General features: G+C 66.7%; 14 protein-coding genes. 6 read left to right on the top strand and 8 right to left on the bottom strand.

What is annotated here, in order from left to right; all coding sequences use genetic code 11:
• Window positions 1-24 precede the first annotated feature (24 nt).
• Together ACWGKT_RS39360 and ACWGKT_RS39365 are read left to right on the top strand one after the other, a co-directional pair.
• Window positions 25-1,995: a hypothetical protein gene (locus ACWGKT_RS39360; RefSeq protein WP_453277443.1), complete on the top strand. Its 1,971-nt coding sequence runs from the start codon at window positions 25-27 to the stop codon at window positions 1,993-1,995.
• Window positions 1,996-2,308: 313 nt separating this feature from the next.
• The gene (locus ACWGKT_RS39365; RefSeq protein WP_453277444.1) at window positions 2,309-3,307 is read left to right on the top strand and encodes an endonuclease/exonuclease/phosphatase family protein; all 999 of its coding nucleotides are present in this window, start codon (window positions 2,309-2,311) and stop codon (window positions 3,305-3,307) included.
• Between the two features lie 403 nt (window positions 3,308-3,710).
• On the opposite strand, the gene ACWGKT_RS39370 is transcribed toward ACWGKT_RS39365, so the two are convergent.
• Complete coding sequence (locus ACWGKT_RS39370; protein ID WP_453277445.1) at window positions 3,711-4,727, bottom strand: Crp/Fnr family transcriptional regulator; 1,017 nt, start codon at window positions 4,725-4,727, stop codon at window positions 3,711-3,713.
• Entirely contained in the window at window positions 4,708-5,481 is a 774-nt protein-coding gene (locus ACWGKT_RS39375; protein WP_453277446.1) for a hypothetical protein, read from the bottom strand. The genes ACWGKT_RS39370 and ACWGKT_RS39375 overlap by 20 nt, the downstream gene beginning before the upstream one ends.
• 312 nt (window positions 5,482-5,793) lie before the next feature.
• Here ACWGKT_RS39375 and ACWGKT_RS39380 point away from each other — a divergent pair, with 312 nt between their 5' ends.
• The 3 genes from ACWGKT_RS39380 to ACWGKT_RS39390 all read left to right on the top strand — a co-directional run bounded on the left by ACWGKT_RS39380 (window position 5,794) and on the right by ACWGKT_RS39390 (window position 8,517).
• A complete protein-coding gene (locus ACWGKT_RS39380) occupies window positions 5,794-6,018 on the top strand; it encodes a hypothetical protein (RefSeq protein WP_453277447.1) in 225 nt (74 codons plus the stop codon).
• A 934-nt stretch (window positions 6,019-6,952) separates the two neighbouring features.
• A complete protein-coding gene (locus ACWGKT_RS39385; RefSeq protein WP_453277448.1) occupies window positions 6,953-7,849 on the top strand; it encodes a replication-relaxation family protein in 897 nt (298 codons plus the stop codon).
• Window positions 7,850-7,917: 68 nt separating this feature from the next.
• A complete protein-coding gene (locus ACWGKT_RS39390) occupies window positions 7,918-8,517 on the top strand; it encodes an STAS domain-containing protein (protein WP_453277449.1) in 600 nt (199 codons plus the stop codon).
• Window positions 8,518-8,536: 19 nt separating this feature from the next.
• On the opposite strand, the gene ACWGKT_RS39395 is transcribed toward ACWGKT_RS39390, so the two are convergent.
• Entirely contained in the window at window positions 8,537-8,719 is a 183-nt protein-coding gene (locus ACWGKT_RS39395; RefSeq protein WP_453277450.1) for a hypothetical protein, read from the bottom strand.
• A 1,035-nt stretch (window positions 8,720-9,754) separates the two neighbouring features.
• On the opposite strand from ACWGKT_RS39395, the gene ACWGKT_RS39400 reads away from it, so the two are divergent.
• Entirely contained in the window at window positions 9,755-12,637 is a 2,883-nt protein-coding gene (locus ACWGKT_RS39400) for an NACHT domain-containing protein (RefSeq protein ID WP_453277451.1), read from the top strand.
• 245 nt (window positions 12,638-12,882) lie between these two features.
• Here the strand turns inward: ACWGKT_RS39400 and ACWGKT_RS39405 are convergent, their stop codons facing one another.
• From ACWGKT_RS39405 to ku, 5 genes are all read right to left on the bottom strand, one after another.
• Complete coding sequence (locus ACWGKT_RS39405; RefSeq protein ID WP_453277452.1) at window positions 12,883-13,092, bottom strand: DUF6207 family protein; 210 nt, start codon at window positions 13,090-13,092, stop codon at window positions 12,883-12,885.
• Between the two features lie 110 nt (window positions 13,093-13,202).
• Window positions 13,203-13,736 carry a hypothetical protein gene (locus tag ACWGKT_RS39410; protein WP_453277453.1) on the bottom strand — a complete coding sequence of 178 codons (534 nt, stop codon included), beginning with the start codon at window positions 13,734-13,736 and terminating at the stop codon, window positions 13,203-13,205.
• Between the two features lie 101 nt (window positions 13,737-13,837).
• Window positions 13,838-14,584: a Crp/Fnr family transcriptional regulator gene (locus ACWGKT_RS39415; protein ID WP_453277454.1), complete on the bottom strand. Its 747-nt coding sequence runs from the start codon at window positions 14,582-14,584 to the stop codon at window positions 13,838-13,840.
• Between the two features lie 4 nt (window positions 14,585-14,588).
• Complete coding sequence (locus tag ACWGKT_RS39420; RefSeq protein WP_453277455.1) at window positions 14,589-14,747, bottom strand: hypothetical protein; 159 nt, start codon at window positions 14,745-14,747, stop codon at window positions 14,589-14,591.
• A 1,546-nt stretch (window positions 14,748-16,293) separates the two neighbouring features.
• The gene (gene ku, locus ACWGKT_RS39425; RefSeq protein WP_453277456.1) at window positions 16,294-17,091 is read right to left on the bottom strand and encodes a non-homologous end joining protein Ku; all 798 of its coding nucleotides are present in this window, start codon (window positions 17,089-17,091) and stop codon (window positions 16,294-16,296) included.
• Window positions 17,092-17,160: the final 69 nt, after the last annotated feature.

A 17,160-nucleotide genomic window follows, 5' to 3' on the forward strand; every position in this document is an offset into this window, starting at 1 on the left:
ATATGTGCTACTTGAGGAAATCGCATGTCTTTGCTCGATCGCTCTAGCGGCGAACCGCGAAGGTTCGACCTTCTTATGCTCGACTACCAGATGGCGCGGGATGATGAGCGGACTTTCGTAACTATTCAAGCTGCGGTAGCCAGCCTTGCGGTGGCGTTTCTGGCTGCCGTGGCTTCTGCGGTTAGCGATGCCTGCGACATCAACGGAAATCAACCCGGATGCAAGCATATCCCCCGCGAATTCCTTGCAGGTGCACCTGCCATCCCCCTGGCCGCCTTGGCTTTTATGCAACTCTTTGGCATGGTCGCCGCACTGCGAAGCTATTACATCAGAGCGGTGGAGAGCGAGTTGAGGATGTACGCAGATTCCCCGCTGACAGAACTCAACGAAGTAGGCCCCATCAAGCCAGTATCCTATTACGGCCTGATCACAGAAGTCCTCACCTTGCGCAGGGGGCGGGCCGGCTACCGCACTCTTGCAACGATGATCATGCTGATTAGTCTCGCCGCATTCGGCGGACTCACCCTGTTTATCGCGATTAAACTGGATGATTCCTATCGAAATATTATGCTGATTGGCTACGGAGTAGCGTTTACCGTGTTGGCGGCAGATGTGGCAGCCGCGACCTTTGGCGCTCGCTCCACATTTGTACGGATCGCACTGAAGTTTCGCGATAGACAGCACCGTTCATTGCTAAGCGGGGTATCGAGCGGCGTCACAAACGACCGGAGCCTAACGTCATATCTGCTCTTGCCGCGGCCAGAGGACTGGATTAAATGGCTCTTTGTGCCGGGTGCATATTTTGTCGCCTCATGGGTCAAAAATACAGCTGTAGGGTGGGGGAAGCTTGCGCTCGCAGTCCTGATCACAGAGTACTTGGTCTACTCTGCACGCTATCAGTGGAACGACATCCGCGGAATGTCGGATGACGCGGTCCATCCTCAGTCAGCAGCCCGGCTGCGGTTGCCCGCTTCGCAGGATAGAGAGCGGAGGCGCTTTGTCATTACAGTTAGCTTGATCGTTGCCCTCCTGCGTGTGGCGACAGCCATCGCGCTGGGGGCCATCATCGGTCAGACGACATGGGTGCTGAGCCTTGTGGGGCTGGTCTTCACAATTGCCGCCATCTACGAGTTCCTGAGAACCAAGGAATCCTCGGACGCTCGGGAAGCGGTACGGAAACTAGCCGCCGTGACGCTTTGGGTGGCTGTAGGTGCAGGTTATGCACTGCGCTACCTGGTGGGCCTTCACACTGCTGATGTCCCACTGCAGAGTGGACTGGCCGCCAGCGGAGCAGTTTTCATGTTTACTTTCGGCATCATGTTCGTCCTTCTCACTTGGACACTGGAGGCAAGTAGTTACTGCTACCGTCAAGCCGAAAGACCATCTCAATCTACTGCCAACTCTCCCAAAGGCGCCAAGCCTTCTTGGTTCACAGATGACCGACTGGCCTGCAAGCCACACTTGAGGATCCTCCTGAAAACTCTTGCTACCGTGAAGGTGCGTCACGGGTGGAGTGGTGAAATGTCCATGGAACCGTGCGGCGATAAGCCCGTCCTCCGGTACAGGGTCCCTATTCACTCCCCCTGGAACATCGCCTACTGGTCAGCCTCTCTAGCGGGAGTGTGGCTGGGTATCAACCTGTGGCAAGAAGATACCGGAGGCTACAAGCTAATCTGGCTGGTGATCAGCAGCTTGGCAGGAGCCGTAATTGTCTCTTATTCCCTAAATCCCACCAGTCGAGCAATGATCGCAATCATCGCCACCGTGGTCCTGTGGGGCGTGGCAGCGGGCGCCAGTAAAGACTTTGATCCATGGAGTGCTGCCGCTTCGGTAATCCCGTGGACACTTGCCACAACAACCTACCTGAGCTTTCGGTCGCAGACTTATGAACGCCTTAAGAATCTCGCGAAAGACCTGAGTAGACTGTCCGCCCGTCTAGCGCAGAATGTGGTCAAGGTAATTACCGGGCCCCAGACTTGGGAGACGATCCGATAGGGCGGCTCCTGATCGCGGCTGGCACCAAGCAGCTGTAAGACCGCAGCGCAGCCGCACGCCGGGCTCGCCCGTCTTACGGGTCGCGTATTCAGCCATCGCGGCGCCCATAGTTTGGCGAGTCGAGCTCGGTGTCCGGACTGTTTGGTTCCCGTGTGCCACGCCCGCTCGAGGCGGATGGCGTCCTCGGGGCTGGAAAAGGACCCGCCCGGCGGCTCTGACGACAGCCAGCGAATCGCGGATCCGCTTCCGTCACAATATGTGAATGCTTTGGCTACGCTGCGTACATCAGCCATGGCGAGCCCTGGGGGTACCTGTGACACAGATCCGGATTGCCACGTTCAACCTGGAGAACCTCGACGAGACCGCGCCGACCGCGCATCCGTCACTGGCCGAACGCGTCAAGCTGATGAAGCCTCAGATCAGCCGACTGCGTGCCGATATCGCCTGCTTCCAGGAAGTCCACGGTCAGGAGCGCCCCGGCCAGCCCCGTGCGCTGCTGGCGCTGAAGGAGCTGCTCGCGGGGACCAACCTCGACGGGGCCGCCCTGGTCAGCACCAAACCCGAGGACGACGCGGTCTTCGACATGCGCAACCTGGTCGTCGCCACCCACCTGCCGGTCATCAAGCACCAGCAGCTGAAGAACGACCTGGTCGCCGAGCCCCACTACCAGCGGCTCACCGCCACACCCCCCGACCCGGCGCCGATCCCGATCGGTATCGAGCGGCCCATCCTGCACGCACAGATCGACATCGACCACGCCGAACCCGGCCGCCTGCTGCACATCATCACCGTGCACCTCAAGTCCAAGATCCCCACCGAGATCCCCGGCCAGGTACTCGACTCCCAAAAGGGCATCTGGCGCACCGCGGACGCCTGGGCCGAAGGCAGCTTTCTGTCATCCATGAAGCGCATGAGCCAGGCCCTGGAAGTCAGGCGCCTGGTCGACCAGATCCTCGGCGAGGACCCGGACGCGCGCATCATCGTCGCCGGCGACTTCAACGCCGAACCCGAGGAAGTCCCGGTCCTGGCGATCTGCGGCAACGTCGAGGACACCGGCAACGGCGACCTCGCCGCCCGCGTCCTGGTCCCCATCGAGCACACCATTCCCAACGAGGCCCGCTACACCCTCTTCCACCACGGCCGCGGCCAGATGCTCGACCACATGCTCGTCACCCGCAACCTCCTGACGCACTACCGCGGTTCAGAGATCCACAACGAAGTCCTCCACGACGAATCCCTCGCCTTTGCCACGGACGTCAAGTTCCCCGAGTCCGACCACGCCCCCGTCGTCGCCACCTTCGACTTCGACTGACCTCACCTGCGATGAACCAGCCACGGCACCGTCATCGCCGCCTCCGACGCGGGCTCACAACCGCCCGTTGACGTATCGCCAGACGGCACCCCCAGCAGCCAGGTGCGCCGACCGCTGGGGGTAGCCACGAGCGATAACACCGTCGAAGCTCCCACGCCGTGCCCCCATTGGGGTAGCCGAGCCTCCGACGAGACAGCCCCGATGAGGCAAGGCCGCGAACACCCAGCACGCCGAGAAGACCATTCAGAGCCGGCACGAGCCGAGCGGCCGTCCCGGACCCGGACGCGATGGTTTGGGTGCACGGGCCGGCAGGCCAGGTGGGGGCGGAGGCACCGAAACCCCCGGCGGAACGGGGCGCGCTTGGCGTGCTCCTGCTGCGGGTGCCGGGCTGACGTCGGCTCGGCTACGGCCCAGTGCGTGCCGTGTCCGCAAGCTGGCTGAGGCGATCCAGATCCGGGATGGTGATGGATCGGGGTCCGGTCTCCACCAGGCCCTCTTGGCGCAGTTCACGCAGTACTTTGTGGACTTGCGGCTCGCGAATGCCGGCGAGGGCGGCCAGCTCTGAAGCGGTAAACCTGTAGACGATCAATGCCCCTGGAGTCCGGGAAGATCCGTGTGCCCCGGCGAGTTCCACGAGCAGCCGGGCCAGGCGTTCCTTTGCCGGATACGAGAGGAAGTCGAGCCGCTGCTGGTCCGCCCGGCGCAGCCGGTTGGCGAGGGTGGCGGTCAGGGCCTCGGAGACCTCAGGGCGGCGGGCCAGCAGCCTGTGCAGTACATCCTGTGGCAGTACCCGGGCTGTCAGCGGACCGGCGGCGGTGACCGTCGCCGAGCGCGGGGTCCCGTCCATGGCCGCCAACTCACCCACCGTGTCCCCGGCTGCCACGACTGCGAGGAGTGCAGTTGTACCGTTGTCCGCGGTCGCCGTGACCTTGGCGAAACCGGACAGCAGCAGCAGTACGTGACGATCCGTGCTTCCTTGCGTCAGCAGCTCAGCGCCCGTATTGAACCGGATCTCGGTGCCCAGGGTGAGCAGCTCCTGCCGGGCCCGCGGCGACAGCCTGCCCAGCAGACTGTGCGCGGGCCACTGCTGGGACAGCTGCTCGTGGGCCGGGGTGGTCAGGCTGCCGGAGCGGGTGATGTTCTGGGCAAGAAGTGCTGCACTGCGCAGTTCGTCAGGGATCTCGCCTTGCGTGCGGTAGCCGTGGTCTTCAAGGAGTCGCAGAAGTTCGCGAGCGGCTTGCACAGCACTTTGCGGATCAGCGTTGGGGTGTGCGATCTGATTTCGGAGCTCGGTGATCCTGCGTACCGTGCGGGCCCGGCTGAGTAGGGTTCGCTCGCGCAGCTGCCGGGCAGCCGGGCTGCCCAGGGACGACTGTTCCAGCAGTGCCTCGAAGTCATCGTCATCCCGGTGGCTGGGCATGCTGGTCACCTTCTCCCCCGTCTCGGTTCTTCTTCTGCTGCTTGGTCCGCCACCGGTAGAGCATTCCTTCGATGGCACGCACGGATGCCTCGTCAAGGATCTGGCGGATCTCCTCCTGGGAGTAGCCGTCGATGGTCAGGGCCACGATCGCCCTCATCCGCAGGTGCTGGGTTTGGTCCAGGTGTTCAAGCACGCTCAGGTTGCCCAGCACTTCCTCGGCCACGCTGAGCGGGCTGACAGGATCCTCGTACAGTGCCTGCTGCCTCTGTACGGCGCGGCGCTGTCGTTCTTCGCCGGCACGGTATCGGCGGAACTCGTTGGGGAAGTCGTACGCGCAGGCGCCCATGAAATAGGTGGCGATGCTCGCACCGCCGTCGTAGGTCCAGCCGCCTTCGATGAGTGCGCGCTGCCGGAAGCGGGGCAGAGCGTGGGCCACGGTCATGGTTGCCAGCTCCTCCCTCAGGTCGCTGTTCGAGGCCAGTTCTTCCAGGTCGAGCTCGTGGGGGTTGAGTCCGAAGCCGCGGTCGGCGACCAACTGGAAGATGAACCCGGAGTGCATCCACCCGCGCAGCACCGAGATGCCGTAGCGGACCAGCTCGTCCACGAACTGGTCGTACCGCAGCCCCTCGAAGCCGTCCCGGGCCAGCACTTCCAGGATCCGCTGGTCGCCCATCCTGCGGTCGATGCTCTCCTGCAGCCGTCTGGCCTCCCGGCTGTGACAGCCATTCATCTGGCGCAGGTCGTCTTCGGACACAGGCGCGCCCAAATCATGCGCCCCACGCCGACCTGGAGGTTGTAGGTCCCGGGCGCGCGCGACCGCGGACTGCCCGCCCGCGTCGTCGCCCTGCATTCCCTCCCCTTCCGGTCGTCGTCCGGTCTACCCTCACCTCACGTTGAGTGGGGGTCGCCTGCATCGCCCCCTTGTAGGTGCGCTGTTTCAGAACACCCCACGAGGTTTCTCAAGATTCTTTAGAGGGCTTACGAACCTCGAATCGGGTCCGTGGGGTACCGGGCCGGATGCGACGTAAGAGCGGGCGCCCGACACACCAACCTCCTGGAGCAGCACATGAGTTCCGCACCCGCACCCACGCCGCCGAACCCACCCGAGCCCTCCCAGCCCGGTCCGTTCATGACCCAGCACACCGCCGTCATCCTCCTGGCGGCGATCGTCATCGGCCTGGTCGTTGGGGGCCTGACGTTCCTCAGTGGTACACCGTCCGCAGGTGCGGTACTCGCAGGTCTGCTCAGTGCCGGAGGCAGCGTGCCAGTGCTGCGCACCCTCATCGGATGACACCGTCAGCGGCTGGCGAATACCTGGAAACGCCGAGATCCACTCCGCTTGCCGCTCAGACCAAGCCGTTGCTGGTACCGCAGGAAGGACCCGCCGGATCCCACGTGCGCGCACCTCTGTTTCGCGGGTTAGACCCGCCATACGCCACGACCACGACGATATGAAGTACAGGACACGCACGGACTCGACGTCATCGGCGTACTGGCGAAACTGGGGGCCAAGGCCGCAGTGCCGCAGGGAATCGGCTCGACGGCCTCCGGGGCGTGACGCGCTGTCCACGGCACACACTCGGCGAGACCGCTGTGCAGGGGGCGCCGGACAGCCGTCCACTTCGTGGCACACGGCACAGCTGTTGCTGCGGTGGCCGTGATGTGCGGGGCGGTGGTGAGCGTGGTGGCGAGGACAGCGGCGGCCACCGTGACGAGCAAGCGTCGGCTCATAGGCACCTGCCGTCAACCCCGGTGATCGCAGGGCCGGTCACGGCCGCACGCCGAAGATCACCCGCCCCAGGCCGCCGGGCAGCTTGTCTGCCCGGAAGCGTGCGGCGGCCCCGCCGACGCGCAACACCCTGGAAGGCCGCCCGATCCCCCGGCCGCTCCGCCACCACACCCCAACCTCCCCTCCCCTTCTTCTTTCTTCCTGGGATGGGTCAGTTGGTGGGGGTGCAGAGGGGGATGTCGGGGTCCCCGACTATGCCAAAAGGGCGTGGTGACCTGCGGATACGCCGTCAGGCGCAGGATGGGCGCGGACGGTTGTCGGTGGGGTTGTCGGGGAAGTCCCCGGTGGGGTTGCGGGCGTGGTCGGGGGCGGGGTTATCGCATCGTGACGCTGGTCGGGCCTTCACGGTCGGGGTTCTGGTCGGGGCCGGCTGCTGCCGTGGACGTACGAGCGGCGCCGGAGGAGACCGGCGCGGCAGCGTAGGTGAAGGGCAACGATGTTGAACGTGGACGCCGGTGGCGGGGACCGGCTCGCCTTGGCAGTGCTGGCGCAGTACCGGATGACCACTACGGAGCAGATGCATCTGACGATTGCGCCCGGGGTGCGGATCGAGCAGACCCGGCGCAGGCTGGCCAAGCTCCGTGGTGAGGGCCTGGTCGACCGCGTCACCCTGCCGCAGGCGGGCCGGACGCGGGTGTGGTTCGCCACCCAGTACGGCGTGGACGTCGCCTCCGAGTGGCCCGAGCTGCGGGAGCGGCGCCCGCCCCGGCTGATCGCGGACCGGACCGCGGCCCGGCTGCGGGCGGGGCATGCGCTGACGGTGACGGAGACCGGGCTGGCGTTTGTGCAGGATGCGCGTCGCCGGGGTGATGAGTGCCGGCCGCTGGACTGGATCCCCGAGGTGCACCACCCTCTCGGGGGCGGCGAGGCTGTCATCCCGGACGCGCTGCTGTACTACCGCGCCTGCGACGACGGCGGGTCGATGCTGCGGGCTTTCGTGGAGGTCGACCGGGCCACCATGGGGCCCGAGCGCCTGGCCGCGAAGCTGACCGCTTACGCCCGCCTCCACGACTACGTGCCCGCACCTGTGCCCGGGCGTCCCCGGACCGCTGCCGGGCAGCAGCTGCTGGAGGAGGACTGGCGGCGGCGCTATCCGCTGTTTCCGCGGCTGCTGTTCGTCCTGGACGGCACCGGCCCGGCCGGTGTCGAGAACCGCATCCGCGCCCTTCGCGCAGCAGCCTCGCAACTGCCCCCGTACGGCTTCCTACGCGACGTGCCCGTCCTGGTGGCCCCTCTGGTCAACCTGCTCCAGGACGGCCCGTCAGCGCCCGTGTGGAGTCTCGTGCAGGCCCCCGGCACCACAGTAGCCTGGACTCACTCCCGGCACCCGTGAGCTGGTTCTGGTCACCGAGGCCAGACAGCACTGGTGACCCTCTCAGGGGGGCGGACGATACTGAACATATGACGCGCGGTGACGGGTACGGAGACCTCCCCAGCCAGCCCGGGGACGGACAAGGATCACCGCAGGCGGTCGAGTACGCGCAGGACGGGGCCTGGGTCATCGCCGTCCCCGGCGCCTGGGACCTCAACTCCCTCGCCCCGCTCACCGCAACGATGGAGAAAGCCGCGGCAGCCCATGCGCTTCTCGTCGTGGACGCATCAGCCGTCACCTTCGCGGACTCCTCGTTCCTGAACCTGCTGCTCAGCATTCACAACTCCGGCACCACCACCCTCCGCCTGGCCGCAGCCGCACCACAGCTGCAGCGCGTCCTGCAGCTCACCGGAGCCGACACCGTCCTCGACATCCGAGCAACCGTCCACGACGCCACCACCCCCCAACACCCGGCCCTGCGCAGTCGCAGCGCACACCGCACGTGCAGCGACTGCGCACATGCGAGAAAGGGCCCCACCACGGCTCCCGGCACCCCGACCACAGACCCGACCACAGCAGCTCACAGCGTTACGCAGCCCCATGCACACCGCCCGGCACCTGATTGCGCAGCCGCCGCGCAGTCCGCGCGAACGAGTGCGCAGCCGCCGCGTGCAAGACCGAGCCGGTGACCTCGGAGCCTTGCACGGGTCATCGCCCTGCGCTCTGGACGATCCCGAACACCACAGCGGCCAGAACGCCGGCACCCGCCAGACCGACCGTCAGCGGCATCCCCAACGCCGGGCGGCGGTAGGCCAGGTACGCCAGACCGGCAACGTAGACCAGGCCGACCAGGACCAGGAGCAGCACAACGAGCAGCGCCAGCGCAGACATGGGAGATTCCCCCTCGGGATCAAGCACACGGGGAATCCCGCGTGCGGATGGATGGCAGGGCGCAGCGCCCTGGTAGCCCTGAGGTGCCGGCAGGGGTGTCGGACAGGGCGAAGACAGAGTGCGGGCTGCGGGGGTTAGCCCCGCAACCGGCTCTGAACTGCGCATTCGCCACCGAGGTGATCCCGCGTCTCGCCGACAAGGCGGAAGGAAGGAGGCTCGGGGCGCTGCGGCTGTGCCGACTCTCCGCGGCCTCGAGCCCGTATTCAATAGTTCCCGGCATCCTCGAACGCGGGTCCCGTGCCCCTGGGTGTGCGCCGCCGCCCTGCTACGGCCCCGGAGAGGATCAGGCACCTCCCTCCGGCTACCTGCGGAGAGAGGTGTCGGCGAGGCCGAGGGGCTTGCCCACAGCACCCCACCTGCACAAACAGGCGTCCGCGCGATGATGGGGCTGCAACTCTCGGTGCATCTGAAGGCGCAACGGTGGAACCAACCCTCCAGCCCCCTATGGACCCCACCTAGGAAGCAACCCGCCAGGGCCAGACAGAGGCTGCTGGCGCGCCGTGCCCAGTAGAGCTCGGCACGCCTGTCCGGTGCTGGGCAAGCCCCCGGTTCGTCGGGCTTGCCCAGCTGTTGCGGGACCCCGACCACGGGATGCCAGGGAGACGTACCACGGGCCCGACCAAACCCCGCAACCCCCGACCAAGACTCGTCACGACCCGACCTTGAGCCTGACCGCGGCAGGTCACAGCCTTGCGCAGCCCGATGCACACCGCACAAGCCCCGCCTGCGCAGCCGCTGCGCAAGACGCGCGGAGAGCGTTTGCCGAGAGCCAAACGCTTCATGGCGCCACGACCGGCTCCGAGCCCCCTCGGCCGCCCCGCTGTATGGGTGTTGAGCGGCCGTGAGTGCGCGCGCTTTCAAATCAGGACGTTATCTCTCACTACGCTCCGTGCGGGTAACCGAGAGTGACGGGGCTGTGCGATGCGGTGGTGGCGACAAGGTATCTGGCTGGGAGCGGTAGCCGTTACCGGCGGCGTGCTGCTCGTTGCGGTGTTCAGGCGAGAGGCGGGCGATGTAAAAACTCTGACAGCCGTCCTCGGCCTGGGGGTGTCGGTCACCGGATTGGCCGTCAATCTCTGGCGCAGCGGTGCAGCTGCTGAGGAGTCCGCCGAAGGTGCCTGGTCGCAGGAGCGGCTGGAGCGGCTGGCCGAACGGCTTGCGGCCGCGGTGCAGGAGCAGTGGCAGGCGGAGTGGCGGCTGCGCCGGCTGCAGGATCCGCACCCGTTCCAGGTGCAGTGGTCAAGGGCTGAGGCGTGGCTCGCCGACGTCCCCGAGAACGACGGTCCGTCCGCGGAGCCGGGCGCCGGGCTGGAGAGCATCTGGACGGCGCTCGACAGCGTGCCCTCGCGGAGGCTCGTGGTTCTGGGTGAGCCGGGCAGCGGGAAGACCGTGCTCGCCGTTCATTTCACACTGGAGCGCCTTGCACACCGCGTGGCCGGCGATCCCGTGCCGGTCGTCTTTCCTCTGGCCGGATGGCAGCCCGAACGGGAGCGCCTGCGGGACTGGATGGCCGCCCACCTGCGCGCCACCTATCCCGGCGCGCCGTGGACCAAGAAGCTGTTGGCGGCCGGTCTCGTGCTGCCCGTGCTGGACGGCCTGGACGAGCTGCCTCAGTCGTCGTGGGGCACGGCCATGCACCGGCTCAACGCCGAACTCGATGCCGGACAGCCCGTGTTGCTGACCTGCCGCACAGCGGCGTACACGAAGGCCGTGGAAACGGGAGACGTGCTGACGGCCGCAGCGGTCGTCGAGCTGCGGCCACTCACGTTCGAGGTAGCCAGCGCCTATCTCGTAAAGACCGCGCGGCCGGTGCGAGGGACGGACGGGCAGCGCGCCACCCTCTGGGACCCGGTCCTCGCCTACCTACGCGCGCACCCCCACGCGCCGGTCTCCCAGGCCCTGCGCCAGGCGCTCGGTACGCCGTTGATGGTGGCGATGGCCCGGGCCGACTACGGCGACACCGGCAACGACCCGGCCGAACTGCTGGAAGACCGGTTTGCCGACCCGGCCGCGCTGGAACGCCACCTGCTGGAGGCGTACGTGCCGGCGGCCTTCGCCGACAGCCCCCGCATCGAACAGGCCCACCGCTGGCTGCGCTTCCTCGCCGGCCACATGCAGCGGCAGACCACCCGGCAGCTGGCCTGGTGGCAACTGCGCCTCGAACTGCCCTGGCTCCTGCGCAGACTGGGGCCCGTCCTGCTGCTGGGGTGTGTGGCTGTTGCGGTCAGCTTGGGGCTGCCTTCACCCGCGACGGTCGAGACCGGTGGCTTCGTGGTCGGTGTGTGCCTGGGATACGTGATCCTCTCTCGCAGCCACTCCAACACAGCTGGAACAGCAGACCGTCGGCAACTCACGCAGCAGGCCAGGCTCGTCACCATGGCCGCACTGCCGGTGGGGGTGCTGGTCGGCTGCGCAACCCGCCCCGGCCTCGCCTGGTTTTCATCACTGCCCCAATCGGACCCGGTCGTGGGACGGCTCGGCCCGGCCGCGCTTGCCGTCGCATTCGGTCTGGCCACCGTCACCGCACTTGCCGTCATGGGAGTCGTCGGCGCACCACGCCCCTCTTCCACGCCCTTCGGAAGGCGCCGCCTTCTCACGAACACCGTGATCGTGCTGCTCGCCGCAGGCATCGCCTACCTGGCCATGGCGATCTTCCTCTCGGCTTTTTCGCCCTTCACGATTTCCCATGCCCTGTACTGCGGCCTGGCCGCGGTCCTGACCGGCGGCCTGGTCCTCCTGGGGCTGCGCGGCAAGTCCCGAGCCACCGGGGCTGCGTCCCCACGGCCCTCCAGGCATGCCGTGCGCCAGCGATTTGGGCGCCCCCTGCTACGAGGGCTCCGGGCCGGCCTGGTATCCGGGCTTGTCCTAGGAGCCGCCTTCGCCATCGCCGACACCGCGACACTGAGCGTGCGCGCTGGCCTCAACCAGGGCCTACCCCACGGCACGCTTCACCGCCTGGCGGACGGCACCCGCTATGTAATCACCCCGGACGGATGGCTCCACGGCCAACACCCCAACGGTGACCGCTACCTGCAGACACCCGCACCGGTCGACGGTGTGGCCAGAGAGTACGACGGCAGCCACTATGCGTTCCTCACCCACTCCGCCAAAGACGCCCGTCAGTATTGCCAGGACTATGGACCATGCACGCCCTTCCACAGCCGCGTCGAGTTCCACTTTCATGTGCGCCTGCTGAGATTCTTTGATCCGTGGGGCAGGCAAACCATCCAGGACTCTCTTGAGGTCCGGCTCCCGAACAGCCCATACGCCACATATACCTACGCCGACCCCATTGACGTGTTCAGCCCACTACCCGACCGCGAGGCCGGATGGCTGACCACGCTGCCCCCGATGGCTCTCTTCGGCCACACCCTGGGACTAAGCCTGACGATCGGCCTCACACTCGGCCTGGTCAGCGGCCTGGCCGCCGGCCTCCACGCCTGGCTCGTCTTCCCAGCCGACACCGCCCGAGCCGTCAGCCCCCTTGCCAGCCTGCGCACCGACCGGGCCACCGTCATCACACGAGGCATCACCCTGTTGACGTCAGCAATCCTCGTCACGCTCCTCCTCACGCTCCCGGATGTATCGATTACGGCCCTAGCGGACTACTTGTCGATCACTATCCTGGCCTGGCTACTCGTCAGCCCCTTCGCCGTCTTTCTCAGCGCCTGGGGCTGGTTCCTCACCACCCGGCTGTGGCTGTGCACTGCCGGACGACTCCCCTGGCGCCTCATGGCCTTCCTCGAAGAAGCCCACCAACGAGGAGTCCTCCGACAAACCGGCGCCGCATACGAATTCCGCCACGCACGCCTCCAAGAACAACTCGCCACCTCCGCACCTCAAGAACAGCCGCAGTAGGACTGAAGCGGAAGAGGAAGACGTCCCGGCCTCCCCGACGATGACGAGCGATCCCAGCCAACGGGTACTGCCGATGGGCCGGGCGACGGAAACCTGGAGCAGCCCCGCAACAGCCTCTTCCACGACCGGATTTGCGCCCACAACATGTCGGTCCAGGGTGTGTACCGGAAGTGGATCTTGATCGTGGGTTGGCCTCGACTTGTGGCCCTGACCCGATCCGGAGCCGGCAAACCCGGGCCACGGCTTCATCGCGCGATTGGCTGACGCACGTCCAGATAGCAGCGCAGCCGGACTCCTGGTTCGCCCGGCTCGCGGGTCGTGCGGTCCGCCTCTGCGGTTGCCCAGCGGGAAGCGAGTGCTTGCTGGACGGCGAATGCGGTCGCATCGTCGGCCGCTGTAACCTCCACAACGGCCAGGCCCTGTTCTGCTACATGCGCTTCGTTGATCGGCCTCACGCTCTGATCGACGCCCTCTCGCGGTGCTGAGGTTCGAGCGGGAGGGCTTCTTCACCCGTCCGGGTGCGGTCGCGGCTCCGGGTTGCCGCCGGAGGCGGAGCGGGGCTGGTTCAGGCTTTGCGGAGGGCGCGGATCTTCTGCTGGGCGGTGTTGACGGCGCTGTGGAGCTGAATGCGGGCGTGTTCTTGTTCCATGGCCCGCTCCATGGCGTTTTCCATGGCCTGTTGCATCTGGGCCACCCGCGATCCGCTGGAGGCGGCGGGCAGGGTGAGGGCCTTGCCGAGGTAGGTGTCGAAGCGTTGTACGACGGTCTCCAGTTCGGGGCGGATCATGTCGAGCTGCTCGGCGGAGGTGTGGATGAGGTTGCGGAGCTTGCGCAGGGGGGTGAAGTCCTCGGCTCGGCAGGGCTTCTGCGCGAACTCGCACAGCTTGTCGACGGCCTCCTTGAGGTGAGCGGCGACGTCGTCGAGGTCTTTGGCGTTGTCGTCGGTGATGCGGGTCTTGTTCATCCACGCGAAGGCCCTGGCGCCCTGGCGGTAGATGAGGAAGCTCAGGAGGACGGTGGCAGCGCCGACCAGCGCGGCCACGGTGAGGGACCCCGCCGCGGTGCCGATGGCCAGGGTGGTGGTGCTGCTGAGGTTCATCGGGGTGGTTCCGTTTCGTCGGAGCGCTGCGCGACCTCCCCCGCGGGGCCTGCGGACGCTGCAGGGTCAGCTTCGTGCGTGTCGTTGGGCCGGGGCCTGGATCATGCGGGCGAAACGATCTTGTTGAGCCTGGGTATGTCGGTGACGACGAGCTGGCGGTACTTGCAGTCGAGGACCCGTTTCCGGCGCAGGCCGGCAACCACGTTCTCGACCGTCGACTTGCCGAGCAGCAGGGCCCGGGCCAGGTCGGTCTGGCGCGGCCCCATGATGGTGACCCGGCCCGGGTCGCCGGGGTCCTTGGTGCCGGCGACCTGGGCGAGGTGCAGCAGGAGGGTGCCCACGCGTTCCAGCGGGGACCGGTCGGCGGTGCAGTAGATCATCTCGTCGCTGCGGTTGCGTGCCTCAAGGCTGCGCAGCAGCGCAAGCTGGATGCGGCGGTTCCGCTTGAGTAGAACGTTCATGCTGTCGATGGGGCAGGGCATGGCCCAGGTCGTCGACAGGCACACCGTGCGCACCGCGGAGGCGGGGTCGATGAGCTTCGCCTCGCCCAACAGCTGGCCAACACCGCGGAAGCGGACCACGGTCGGGGCGCCCTTGCCGGTGCCGAAGGGGAAGCGCTCCTGGACCACGCACCCGCCCAGCACTATCTGGACCATGCGCCCGTCGGTGCCGAGCGGCAGGTGCTGGCCCTGTGCGTAGGTGCGGGCATCCAGCCCCCACTCCTGGACAAACATGGACCAGGTGGAGGCCGGCAGGTAGTCGAGAAAACTGCCCTCGGGCATCGGCTGACGCCCCGTGAGCACCTCGGCCGGGTGAAACGCGTCGACCTTCGGGGCGGGTGAGGCCATCGCCCTAACCCCCCGCCCGCACCCGAGCGCTGGCCCGCGCCGCGGCGAACCGGGCGGCCCCGCAGCCGTGGTGAGGGCAGGCCAGCACGGCCGTGACGCACTCCGGCATGCGAGAGTTCCGCAGGGCAGGCAGGACGACGCCGTACACGACGGCGGTGATCATCTGGTCTGAGCTCCTCTTCGGTGCGGCAACGCTTCCAGTGACGGGTCCAGCGCCCTCGACGCCCGCGCGCTCCCGGGGTTGGTCAGACCCCATGCGGTATCCGATGACGCTTTGAGGACAGTCACGTTACTCCGTCACCCCAGCGAATCCCAGCAGCTCCAGCCGGGGCGAAACAAATCCCCGTGAGCGGGGATTCTCAAGGCGCCGATTTGCCTCACAACCGGACACTGTGCCGCAGATCACACCCGATTCGGAAAATAAATATTCCGCAAACTCGCTTTCCGAATTTGCACCCACGGAAAGGAAGGGAGTCAGGGGCGAACAATGCCCGGCATCGCCGTAAACGGTGCAGGACAGGACGGAGGCCCCTGGGAACCACCCCAGAGGCCTCCGTAATGGGCCTGGACCCGTCATGGCTCAGACCGTCTTCCAGTTAACACCAAGAACTACACAGGCGGCGTCCGGACACTGGGACAGGAGGCAAGTCACCCTATAGGGAGGGGTTTTCCGTGCCCTATGTCCTCCAACCAGGGCGCCACATGTGACGGACGCCATGCCACTCACCCCTGAACCGTTCGCCCCATGTGCACCTGTATGCGCTGACCGAGCTCCAGCGCCCCCCAGCCCAGCCATGCCGCGACGTGCGGCATGATCCGCACGGGCCGTCCGCGGCCATCCCGAGGACCGTAACTCCAGGGCACATATATCTACGCTGACACACGCATACACGATGCGAACAGACGTCCGACGCCCACCCCTCGACAGCAGCATCGCGGATAAAGCAATTTCCAGCGGGCGGTAATGAATTCCTCACACAGGAGGACCTTCGATGCATTCCCATCCCGCCGTCCCGTCAATGCACGGACGAATTCTCTGATCAATTACGCGCCGGTTGCTTGTGTGCGATTCCTGTTCATATCGGCCGCAACATCATGTCGACTAAGCGTTAAAATAACCCCTGCCCCAACAGGTGTTCCACACCTATCCGCGCACCCCGATCACCCGTCAACTCGCCACAGAGGCAAGCGAGTCGCCGCAGAAAGCCAGCCGCCTTGGGGGCGCATGCGCCGACGCGTGCGCCCCCGTAAGTGCCCCGACCGCACCACCTCGCACCTGCCGCACGGCGACGCCACACGGCCATCTCCGCCGAGCCAGTCCCCATCACCACAGGACCCCCGACCAGCCCAAACAGGGATCTCCACGCCGCCCCCACCCGCCAGTAGCGCACCAACCGTCGAAGAGGCCCGCCGACAGGACGAACTCCAGCGGGCCGCCCGCAGGCCGTACCACTCAAACAGCGACACGCCGGTTTTCACCCACAAGGGTGAGCACGGCAGCGCAACTGCGGAGCAATGGGCGTGTCGGATCAGGCGCGGGGCAACTGACAAGCGGCTGCCCCTTGTCGGGCCGCGCCGTGAGCATCGCGGCCACGAGTGTCGCTCGTGACGGGTCCCCGCCCAGTAGCCCGGACCGGGGCGCGCTCCAGCGGTAGCGTCGCGCCCGGATCGGTCTGGCCACGAACCAGCGTCTGTGCACCTGCCGCGCTTCAGGCACTTCGCGGCTTACGACCCGCCGCCTTCTTCGCGGTCGTCTTTTTGGCCGTGGTCTTCTTGGCCGGCTGTTTCCTCGCGGCCGCCTTCTTCTTCGGCTTCGGCAGCTCGTGCACCTCGGCCGGCTCTCCGCGGGTGGCCTTGGCCTGCTCAACGCTCGCGTTCAGCGCGGCCATCAGGTCGAGCACCTGGGCTGGCTGCTCCGGCTCCGGCACCTGCGGCAGCGGCCTCTCCTCCCGCTTCGCCTCGATGATCCGCGCCATGGCCTCCGTGTACGCGTCGCGGAACTCCTCGCCTTCGAGGTCGTCGCGGGCCAAGGTGTCCATGAGGGCAAGCGCGCCCTCTATCTCCTGCTCGTCGACGTCGACCGGCGGCGGGTACAGCTCCTTGGGGGAGCGGATCTCGTCCGGCCAGCGCATGGCGTGCAGGACCAGCGCGCCCTCCCTCACACGCAGCAGGCCCAGGCGTTCCCGGCCGCTCCACGCATACTTGGCCACAGCCACCTTGCCGGAGCGGCCGAGGGCCTGGACGAGCAGCTTGTACGGCTTCGCCGCGACCTGCCCGCTCGGCTGCAGGTAGTACCCCTCCCCGATCCGCAGCGGGTCCACAGTCTCCAGTGGCACGAAGCCCTGGATCTCAATCGCCTTCGCCGTCGGCAGCGGAAGGTTCCGCAGTTCCTCGTCGGTGATCGGAATGACCTGGGTCCGGGTCAGCTCGTAGCCCTTGCCGATCTCGTCCTGGGTGACCTCGCGGTCCTCCAGCTCGCACACCTTTCGCACCCGGACCCGGCCCATGTTCTCTGGGGGTTTCGGGACCGTGGTGTGACGTCGTACGGCACCTCCTCGTTGAGGTCGTAGGACAGG

The sequence above is a fragment of the Streptomyces sp. NPDC054794 genome (assembly GCF_053611585.1).

What these genes read in the sequence shown, in the direction of transcription:
- ACWGKT_RS39410 (WP_453277453.1), bottom strand. Translation starts at nt 13,736, where the DNA reads ATGAACCTCAGCAGCACCACCACCCTGGCCATCGGCACCGCGGCGGGG.
- ACWGKT_RS39420 (WP_453277455.1), bottom strand. Translation starts at nt 14,747, where the DNA reads ATGATCACCGCCGTCGTGTACGGCGTCGTCCTGCCTGCCCTGCGGAAC.
- ACWGKT_RS39395 (WP_453277450.1), bottom strand. Translation starts at nt 8,719, where the DNA reads ATGTCTGCGCTGGCGCTGCTCGTTGTGCTGCTCCTGGTCCTGGTCGGC.
- ACWGKT_RS39415 (WP_453277454.1), bottom strand. Translation starts at nt 14,584, where the DNA reads ATGGCCTCACCCGCCCCGAAGGTCGACGCGTTTCACCCGGCCGAGGTG.
- ACWGKT_RS39390 (WP_453277449.1), top strand. Translation starts at nt 7,918, where the DNA reads ATGACGCGCGGTGACGGGTACGGAGACCTCCCCAGCCAGCCCGGGGAC.
- ACWGKT_RS39385 (WP_453277448.1), top strand. Translation starts at nt 6,953, where the DNA reads ATGTTGAACGTGGACGCCGGTGGCGGGGACCGGCTCGCCTTGGCAGTG.
- ACWGKT_RS39380 (WP_453277447.1), top strand. Translation starts at nt 5,794, where the DNA reads ATGAGTTCCGCACCCGCACCCACGCCGCCGAACCCACCCGAGCCCTCC.
- ACWGKT_RS39360 (WP_453277443.1), top strand. Translation starts at nt 25, where the DNA reads ATGTCTTTGCTCGATCGCTCTAGCGGCGAACCGCGAAGGTTCGACCTT.
- ku (WP_453277456.1), bottom strand. Translation starts at nt 17,091, where the DNA reads ATGGGCCGGGTCCGGGTGCGAAAGGTGTGCGAGCTGGAGGACCGCGAG.
- ACWGKT_RS39370 (WP_453277445.1), bottom strand. Translation starts at nt 4,727, where the DNA reads ATGCCCAGCCACCGGGATGACGATGACTTCGAGGCACTGCTGGAACAG.